This is a genomic window from Pseudoalteromonas ardens (assembly GCF_030125445.1).
Lineage (GTDB): Bacteria > Pseudomonadota > Gammaproteobacteria > Enterobacterales > Alteromonadaceae > Pseudoalteromonas > Pseudoalteromonas ardens.
On record NZ_JASJUV010000019.1, the window covers coordinates 1 to 1,695 of the forward strand.

The window sequence follows — 1,695 nt, forward strand, 5'->3', positions numbered from 1 at the left end:
GTACTGGCAACAGCAACTGGCAGATGTTCCGCCAGTACACAGTTTACCGCTGGACTATTCGCGTCCGGACATCAAACAACATCAGGGTGCCCAGGTTAAAAGCACGCTGAGCAAAGAAGTCGCACAGGGGCTGGCTGCGCTGGCTAAGGCCGAGGGGCTGACGCCGTTTATGCTCCTTCATGGCGCTTTGTCTTTGCTGTTATCACGACACAGTAATGCCCGGGATATCGTCATTGGTACGCCGGTGGCCAACCGCATGCAGGCCGAGCTGGAACCGTTAATTGGGTTCTTCGTCAATACCTTAGTTCTGAATGTGAATACCGCTCAGGCAACCCTGGCGGAGTATCTGGCACACGTTAAAGCCGTCCATCTGGGCGCGCAGTCAAACCAGGATGTGCCGTTCGAGCAGCTGGTTGAGCAGCTGAATGTACCGCGCAGTACGGCGCACACACCGCTGTTTCAGGTGATGCTGACGACCCGCACCGATTATGGTTTGACCGGCGAAGTCGAAGACAGTGCCTGGTCGCTGGGTGGGGCACAGCTGAGTCCCCGCAGTGATGGCTCGGTCGTGGCCAAGTTTGACCTGGATGTGAATATGACGTTGAGTGAGACCGGGGTTGAACTGTGCTGGACCTATGACACGGCCTTGTTCAGCGAAGCACACATTGACACCCTTAATCGTCATCTGGGCACTTTACTGACGACGCTGACACACAGTGACAGTGCGAGCCTGCTCGCTCAGGCACCGGGCACCCTGACCTTGCTTTCTGATGCAGAGCAGCAGACTTTGCTGGTATCACCAAATCAGCGTGAACAAAATTATGATGCCACACTGAGCATTCATCAGGCCTTTGAGCAACAGGCCGCGGCAGCGCCTGAAGCAACCGCCCTGGTGTTCCAGAACCAATCTATTAGCTATGAGACACTCAATCAGCGTGCTAATCAGCTGGCCCATTATCTGTTGAGTGAGCAGTACATCACACCAGGTACTCTGATTGGGGTGTGCAGCAGCCGCTCGGTAGAGATGGTGGTGAGTATACTGGCGATACTCAAAGCCGGTGGCGCCTATGTGCCACTGGACCCGAATTACCCGGCCAGTCGCCTGAGCTATATGGCAGTTGATGCGGGCCTTAGGCAAGTGATTGGGTATGGCAGTGGTCTGGTCGTGGCTCAGAGCCTGATGCGCGAACAGGCAGGCACCGCCATCGATATTGCGGCCCTTGAGTTGGATGATTATCCGCAGCACAACCCCGCTCTGGAAAAGCTTAGCGGTGATGCGCTGGCCTATGTGATTTACACCTCAGGCTCAACGGGTCAGCCCAAAGGCGTGCTGACCCCACATCGTGCGGTACAGCGTCTTATTAGCACGCCGCATTTTATGACCCTGGACAGCGACACAGTATTCCTGCACAGCGCTAACATTGCCTTTGATGCGGCAACCATAGAGCTGTGGGGACCCTTACTCAATGGCGGACGTTGTGTGTTGTATCCGCAGGACCAGCTGGACATTCATGCACTCAACACACTGATTGATAGTCAGGCCATTAACAGTATGTGGCTGACGGCCGGTCTGTTCAGTGAGTGGAGCCACCACTGTGACGGTCGCACCTCTTTACGTTATGTACTGGCTGGCGGCGACATAGTTCACGGCGCCGATGTGATGCGGGTGCAGCAGGCATTACCGCAGGCACAAGT

1 protein-coding gene is annotated in these 1,695 nt (G+C 55.6%); it reads left to right on the forward strand.

Features of this window, described 5'->3' with window-relative positions; all coding sequences use genetic code 11:
- A partial coding sequence (locus QNM19_RS24415; RefSeq protein WP_284027315.1) for an AMP-binding protein occupies positions 1 to 1,695 on the forward strand: 1,695 nt, incomplete at both ends.